Genomic DNA, 7751 nt, shown 5'->3' on the forward strand with positions numbered 1-7751 from the left:
TTTTTCAGCAGTGTTGTGTAAAACCGTCCCGGAATCAAATAGTTTCCAGCAATGTTGAAATCAGCATATATGTCAACTTTCTTTCACAAGCTGTTTGCAATTTCAGGTGATGAAACAAATAATTATCGCACTGCCAGCTCTGGTTTTTTTATTTTAAAGGGGATCTTATGAAGTATCCTGTCAAATTGACATGCGGCGCGCTGTGGTTAGCCAGCGTCTCTTCTCTTGCCTGGGCGGCGGATGTCCCGCCCGGCACCGTATTAGCCGAAAAACAGGTGCTGGTGCGGCACATAAAAGATGAGCCCGCCACCTTAGATCCCGCGAAAGCCGTCGGCCTGCCTGAAATTCAGGTTATCCGCGATCTTTTTGAAGGTTTAGTCAATCAGGATGAGAAAGGCAACCTAATACCAGGCGTGGCGACTCGCTGGCAGAGCAATGATAACCGCGTCTGGACGTTTACCCTGCGCGATAATGCCCGCTGGTCCGATGGAACGCCGGTGACGGCAGAAGATTTTGTCTATAGCTGGCGGCGGCTGGTTGACCCCAAAACCACATCACCCTTTGCCTGGTTTGCGGCGCTGGCCGGTATCGCCAATGCGCAAAATATCATTGATGGTAAAGCCGCGCCGGATACCCTTGGCGTCACCGCCGTAGACGCGCGAACGCTGCGCGTTCAGCTGGATAAACCGCTGCCGTGGTTCAGCAATCTGACCGCCAGCTTTGCGTTTTATCCGGTCCAGAAGGCGAATGTTGAGAGCGGCGACAGCTGGACCCGTCCGGGAAGCCTGATTGGCAACGGCGCGTACGTTTTAAAGGATCGCGTGGTGAATGAAAAACTGGTGGTGGTTCCCAATACGCACTACTGGGACAACGGCAAAACGGTGATCCAGCAGGTCACGTTTACGCCCATTAATCAGGAGTCAGCGGCAACTAAGCGCTATCTGGCCGGTGATATCGATATTACCGAGTCGTTCCCGAAAAATATGTATCAGAAGCTGATGAAGGATATTCCGGGGCAGGTTTACACTCCGCCACAGCTGGGCACCTATTATTACGCATTTAACACACAGAAAGGGCCAACCGCCGATGAGCGCGTCCGCCTGGCGCTGAGTATGACTATCGACCGCCGTCTGATGGCGGAAAAAATTCTGGGTACTGGTGAGAAACCGGCCTGGCGTTTTACTCCGGATGTCACTGCCGGCTTCACTCCCCAGCCGTCGCAAATCGAGAGCATGAGCCAGGCTGAGCTGAATGCCCAGGCCAAAGCGCTGCTGCAGGCGGCGGGCTACGGCCCGGGTCGCCCGCTGAAGCTCAGCCTGTTGTATAACACCTCGGAGAATCATCAGAAAATCGCCATTGCGGTAGCGTCTATGTGGAAGAAGAATCTTGGCGTCGACGTGAAGCTGCAAAATCAGGAGTGGAAAACCTATATCGACAGCCGTAATACCGGCAACTTCGATGTGATTCGCGCTTCGTGGGTGGGGGATTACAATGAACCTTCAACGTTCCTGTCGCTGCTAACCTCGACGCACAGCGGTAATATCTCCCGCTTCAACGATCTGGCCTACGACAAAATTCTCACTCAGGCGGCGCTGGAAACGTCGGAAAAGGCGCGCAATGACGATTACAACGCGGCGGAAAAAATCATTATGGCGAAAGCGCCTATCGCGCCGATTTACCAGTATACCAACGGGCGACTGATTAAACCGTGGCTGAAAGGGTATCCGATTGCCAATCCGGAAGACGTCGCCTATAGCCGCACGATGTATATCGTGAAGCACTGATGAGCACCGGTTGCCTGCGGGCGTCAGGCAACCATCACATCTCTCCAGAGCGCGGCCCGCAGCGCCAGCTAACCTGTATTCTATTTCCCGACGCAGCGGCAAACCTCACTTTTGCCAGCTCTCACTCTCCTGGTCAATGAACAGCGTAGAGGCCATCAGATATCATTTTTAAAATCTATATTTATCCTATCTGAAATTATTGATATCTATATTTATCGTCGGGGTTGGGCTGGCTGATGGCTTGCGAGCGGTCAAACGTACTCAACATATCTTTTTGGATACGCGCAATCTTTTCCGCATCGGGAATGGCCTGATTGCCTTCGCTCATTGATTAACATCAATAAACTCCGTTTGTTTATATGTGAATTTAATATTTATTCATTTGTGAGATGTGAATTTTTTATTTATCGCAGTCAGATGATGAATGTTTTTGTTGATTTTGTGCGCATGATGCTTATTATTTTTTGTATTTTCATTTAAATGCTTAAGCAAAGTCTTATATTTGGCCTGAATACGGATGAGTTGCTCTATTCTGATGTCTGGCCCTGCGATGATTGTGCAAAGAAAATCGTTATGTTTGGCCCATACGCCTCCAGGGAAGGAAGCGCTATGGCCAGGATATTGCGAGTGCGGCTGTAAGGCGGCCTCTGATTTAAGCTGAGGCTGCACGTCAGAGAGGCGCGAATAGCGGCGTCGCATTTCCGCTTATGCGCTGCATCGTTACTGATTTGAGTAATGGCAAAGCGGGGCGTCTTTTATCTGGAAGATAAAAAAATTCAACGCCAATGGGCGCTCTTTTTAGCTGCGCGTTTTCATAATGACGTGCAGAAGAGCGTTTATCTGGGCTGAGCAGGCGCTAAAAGAACGGGCGGGAAATAATATGCGTCAGAGTGTCTAAGTTTTTAAAGGCCTTGAGTACGAGCAGGATGCGTGCGAGAAACTTTAACTTCATGCCATGCTGGCGATACGTCAATTATTACGCGTCCTCAAATACAGACTTTGATATCGCTATATTCAGAAAGGCGTTTGAATAAATTCTAAAAGACGCCGCGTTGACTCAGAAATTATGAGCCGAAATGAACACGCTGGCCCCTGAATTAATCGGGTGCGTTGTTTAATCAATTATCCGGAAATGGCTGATGTTGGTAAATATCAACACCGCTTCGCGAAAGGCAAGCCGCAGTACTGGAAACAGAGAGCACTCGTTGTTTTCTGTTTAAAAAACCACCTGGTTCGGGCGTGCAGTTGGGGTGAGATGAATCCCTTTCTGGATATGGCGGCGCTTTCTGTCGCCCCTCAGGCGAGGGTCTGGAAGCGTTATAGAAAAGTTTAAGGGTGAGGGCCGTCAATCGGAAAATAGCGCGGAGCAGCCCGACAAAGCCCTGGAAGACACGGACGTGCCCCTGTCGCAGGTGGGTCTGATATCAAAAGCGTAATACAGGAGCAGGGATGAAAACAGTACGACCGTTATGGGGACGGGGACAGATGATCTCTCCCCAACATTTTCAGCAGGAAACCGCGCAATCGGCCTGGCAGACAGAGTATGTCGCCCGGCTGGGGGCAATTCATCCCTGGGGAGTGGCGCGGGCGGAGTTTAATACCGCGCTGCTGAAGCAGGGGAAACTGAAAGCCGACCACCTGTGCGTGCGTTTCGCCGACGGCACGCTCATTGATAGCGATAACGCCGATGCGTTGCCGCCGGTGATGAACCTGCCGGAAACAGAACATCACGAACTGACGGTGGTTCTGGCGCTGCCCCATGAGCATGAGAACGGTGGCAACTGTCTGCAACCGGAGCAGAGAGCGGAGCGTCCCGTGCGCTGGCGTCTGGCCTGGCGGGAGGTGCGAAACCGCTATGGGGAGGACTGCCGCCAGATTGCGGTAATGCAGCCGGAGCTGACGCTGCGTGAGGCCGATAGCGACAACGCTGATTACCAGACCGTCGCCGCGATCCGTCTTACGCGCGATAGCCAGGGACACTGGTCGCAGGACGAGTCTTTTCTGCCGCCGCTGCTGAACGTACAGGCCAGCCGTTGGTTGAGGGAACAAACCGAACAGTTGACGGGTCAGCTCCGTGCGCGCCTGCAGCGCCTGATGTCTATGCGTCGGGAAAGCAACGAGCGAATGGCCGACTTCGCGGTAGCGGACGTGTCGCTGTTCTGGCTGCTGAGTGCGCTCAACAGCGCTGAGCCGTTGCTCAGCCATTTTGTTCGTCATCCGCAGGTGCATCCGGAACGTCTGTATACAGCGTTGGCCGGTCTGGCAGGTAGCCTGCTGACTTTTTCTCTTGAACACACTACAGCCGATATTCCGGCCTATCGTCATGAGCAGTTAACGGCGGTCTTTCCTCCATTGTTTGACTTGCTGGGGGGACTGCTGGAAGCCAGTCTGCCATCGAGGGTGGTGTCGATTGACATGGTTCATGATGAACGACGCAAGCGCTGGCATGCCCGTCTGCACGATCCACGACTGCGTGAAGAGGCGGATTTTTATCTCTCGGTACGATCGGCGCTGCCGGTAGCGCAGCTACTGGAGCAGTTTCCGCTTCAGTGCAAAGCGGGCAGCCCGGATGAAGTCGACCGGGTCGTTAACGGTTCGCAACCCGGCATCCCTCTGCGCGCGATGAGCCACGTTCCGGCGGCCATCCCGCTGCGCCTGGAGAACCAGTATTTCACCCTTGATATGGCCCATCCGGCGGCGCGAGCGATGCTGTTGGAAGGCAGTTGCGTCTTTTACGTCCCCGGTCTGCTGGGCGCCCCTGAACTCGAACTCTATGCGGTACTGCGCTCATGAAACAGGATACGAATATCGACGCCCTGATGGCTGACGCCTGGTTGACGGTGACGGAACTGCGGTGCGGGGCGAGACTGGCCGACGGGGAGGGCGAACGCCTCTGGCGACATTGCGTAGAGCATATTGAAAAGGTCATGGCGGAACTGGAGACCGCGGGCCTCAGCGAGGCGAGCCGTCGGCATATTCTCTACGCCTGGTGTGCACTGCTGGATGAGACAGCTAAAGGACGTGAAGGTGAGGATGATGCCTGCATCGTCTGGTATGACCGTCCGCTGCAGGCGAAATACTTCGGTGCCCTGGACGCCGGCGATGCGCTGTATGAGCGGATGCGACAGGTTCTGCATGAGCCCGCGCCGGATGTGGCGGTACTGACCTGCTTCCATCGCGTGTTGATGCTGGGCTTTAAGGGATGTTATGCCCTGGATGAGCCGGTTCGCGACCAGCTTATCACCAGACTGGCGGAGCGCGTTTCGCCGTTTGAAACCGACCAGAGCCAGCCTGTACTGGCGGGTATATCCGGGCGTAGCGGCCTGGCGGACGGGTTGCGACGCTGGCCGGTTTGCCTCGGGCTGTCGCTGGTTGCGATCGCCGCGCTGTGGCTGGGGCTAAATCATTGGCTTGATTCCCTGATTACAACCCTGCTGCTCGGGGCGGAAAAATGAGCGTGAACCATTTGCGCCTGTTATGGCTCTGGGCCGGGATCCTTGCGGTACTGCTCTGTTTGCTGTTTCTGCCGCTGGCTACCGGCGGGCGGATTCTGGCTGTTGCGCTGATCCTGACCGCAGTCATCGTTGCCCTGATTGTCGCCGGGCGCAAGGGGGAATGGGGACTTACAGAGGATGCCTGGCTGGATGACATTCCGGACGCGCCGTACTGCCTGCCGGTGGTGCTGGTCTGCGGTGATATCGCCAGGTGGCCGGAGTGCGGGGTGGTTTTGCGTACGGCTCAGGGCTGCTGGTTAAATGTTCCTACCGCCGAACTGCAGCAGACGGTACGTACTCTTCTGCGTAAACGCCCGGATCTGATATCGCAGCTGGCGGTGATGGTCTGCGTTTGCCCGCAGTTGCACGGTGATGAGGCGGCGCTGGCGGTCGGGCTTAATGAGCTGCGCTGGCAGCTGAACCAGGCGCGGAGCGACTGCCGCCGCTCGGTGCCTTTACTACTGAGCAGTCACGTGGCAGGGGCGTCTGTTCCTCACTCGCTATGGCAGACAGCGCAGACCGGGGAAGCCATGCAGGTGTGGCAGGCGAATGACGCGCCTTGCTGCACCGGGACCTGGCTGGCGCAAAAGAACGGAAGGGAGCGTCTGGCCACACAGGTGAGGATGAATGCGCTGGTTCGCCTGACGCACGAGACGGCGCTGGCTATGCTGACGGCGCCCTCTGTTGATACGCCCCCGGTGATACCCGCTATGATGCTGTATCACATGACGCCGTCGGGGGCACCGGTTCTGCCTCAGAATCTGTGGCAGCGCTGGTTGTCTCATCATACCGCTCTGGGCTCACTACCTGGCTGGCAGCCTGATACCTCATCAGCGGATGTCCTGTTACCGGATTTTATTCTGCCACTGTTGCCATTGGGCGTCAGCGAGACGCCACGCGCCAGGATTTTACGCCGGGCGTTCTGTCTGTTCACCCTTGCCATTCTCATCGCACTGTGCGCCAGCGCGTGGAACAACCGCCAGCTACTGCAGCGGGTGGGGTTCGATATTCAGCACTATGAGCAGATTGCGATGGTTGACTACGCCTCGAAAGCCCGCGCCCTGCAAATCCTGAGTGGGGATGCGGTTCAACTGGATCAGTGGGCGCGCCGCGGTGAGCCGCTGAACCTGAGTCTCGGTCTGTATCACGGGGCCTATTTACGCATACCGGTGTTGGCCGCGATTCGTTCCTGGGAACCCCCACCTCCGCCACAAAAACCAGCACAAAAAACCGTGCCGAAAACCATCCGCCTCGACAGCATGTCGCTGTTCGATACCGGGAGGTGGGCGCTTAAGCCCGGATCGACAAAGCTGCTGGTGCACTCGTTGGTTGGCATCAAAGCAAAACCCGGCTGGCTGATTGTCGTTGCGGGCCATACCGACAGTACCGGTGAGGAAAAAGCCAACCAGATACTTTCGCTGAAGCGTGCCGAATCGGTGCGCGACTGGATGCGTGACACCGGAGATGTACCGGAGAGCTGTTTTGCGGTGCAGGGCTTCGGCGAGAACCGTCCTGTAGCCACCAATGAAACGGTTGAAGGGCGTGCGCTGAACCGCCGTGTCGAAATCAGTCTGGTACCGCAGGTGAATGCCTGCCAGCCACCGGGCATGCCTTCGGCCTTATCGCGGGAGAGCGGCGCGTCAATCAATGAAACGGAGAAGTAGCATGGCAACTCCGGTCTGCCTGTTGCTGAAGAGCAACGGCGGAGCGGATATCACAGACTCCCATTCGCCAAACGTAGGTGTCACTACTTGAGCCTGAAACGGGCAGGTTTTCCTGTCCGCAGTTATTTTGCTGAGCAGCCGCGGGGCAAGTGTTCAACAACGACAAAAATTGGTCTGCTGGCCTGATGCGCTTTGGTAAGTGAACAGCGACGGGCGGTAGCGTACCTGAAATGATTGAAGAGAAACTCTCATGGAAAATCCCGCCATTTTGTTACGTCGTCTTCACCCAAACTGCGCCCGCGCAACAGAAGGTCTCTTCTGCCTGCCGCCGAACGCCGGGATAAGCCTGCTCTGCCAGCAGATATTACCGGCGGTAAGCCAGCTGCGCTTAAGCCCTGTGGCTGCAGGACAGTTGCCTCAGCGTCCTTCTCCGGGTCGGGACGATAAGAAAATGATTGCGATGACGTTTGAGAAAGAGGTGAGCGTATGAGTGATATCCCGGCACAGCAGTTCAGCCACAACCATCCTCTGTTAACGGTGCGCGGCTGCCGCGCCCTGCTGGACGTGCTGGCCTTTGAAGGCGATGAGGCCCTGAGCGAACCGTTCAGCTACCAGATTGAATTCACCAGCGCCGACAAAACCCTCACGCCGCAGCAGATGCTGATGCAGGATGCCGCCTTCACCCTGCTGGCCCCGGTTGACCAGGGCTTCGGGGTAAAAATCCGGCAGCCGGTACGCACGATTCAGGGCGTGGTGACGGCGTTTGAGCGCCTTTCCGCCTCCCGGGACGAAACGCATTATTCCCTGAC

General features: G+C 55.9%; 7 protein-coding genes. 6 read left to right on the forward strand and 1 reads right to left on the reverse strand.

Annotated elements, in window-relative coordinates; all coding sequences use genetic code 11:
* Positions 1-167: 167 nt before the first annotated feature.
* Positions 168-1784, forward strand: a complete 1617-nt coding sequence (locus tag KO1_RS11710) for a peptide ABC transporter substrate-binding protein (RefSeq protein WP_024274061.1) — start codon at positions 168-170, stop codon at positions 1782-1784.
* Positions 1785-1980: 196 nt separating this feature from the next.
* On the opposite strand, the gene KO1_RS28840 is transcribed toward KO1_RS11710, so the two are convergent.
* Positions 1981-2112 carry a hypothetical protein gene (locus tag KO1_RS28840; protein ID WP_259425828.1) on the reverse strand — a complete coding sequence of 44 codons (132 nt, stop codon included), beginning with the start codon at positions 2110-2112 and terminating at the stop codon, positions 1981-1983.
* A gap of 1121 nt (positions 2113-3233) precedes the next feature.
* Here KO1_RS28840 and tssK point away from each other — a divergent pair.
* The 5 genes from tssK to KO1_RS11740 all read left to right on the forward strand — a co-directional run.
* Complete coding sequence (gene tssK / locus KO1_RS11720; RefSeq protein WP_023320814.1) at positions 3234-4577, forward strand: type VI secretion system baseplate subunit TssK; 1344 nt, start codon at positions 3234-3236, stop codon at positions 4575-4577.
* Positions 4574-5239 (forward strand): type VI secretion system protein TssL, short form, encoded by a 666-nt coding sequence (gene tssL / locus KO1_RS11725; RefSeq protein ID WP_016808562.1) that lies wholly within the window; start codon positions 4574-4576, stop codon positions 5237-5239. Before tssK ends, tssL begins: the two co-directional genes overlap by 4 nt.
* Positions 5236-6942, forward strand: a complete 1707-nt coding sequence (locus KO1_RS11730; RefSeq protein ID WP_023320815.1) for an OmpA family protein — start codon at positions 5236-5238, stop codon at positions 6940-6942. The genes tssL and KO1_RS11730 overlap by 4 nt, the downstream gene beginning before the upstream one ends.
* Before the next feature lie 250 nt (positions 6943-7192).
* Positions 7193-7432: a hypothetical protein gene (locus KO1_RS11735; protein WP_023329595.1), complete on the forward strand. Its 240-nt coding sequence runs from the start codon at positions 7193-7195 to the stop codon at positions 7430-7432.
* Positions 7429-7751, forward strand: a 323-nt coding sequence (locus KO1_RS11740; protein ID WP_265093627.1) for a contractile injection system protein, VgrG/Pvc8 family, incomplete at its 3' end; no start/stop codon positions are given. The genes KO1_RS11735 and KO1_RS11740, both read left to right, overlap by 4 nt.

Source organism: Klebsiella oxytoca NBRC 105695 (assembly GCF_001598695.1).
Classification (GTDB): domain Bacteria; phylum Pseudomonadota; class Gammaproteobacteria; order Enterobacterales; family Enterobacteriaceae; genus Klebsiella; species Klebsiella oxytoca.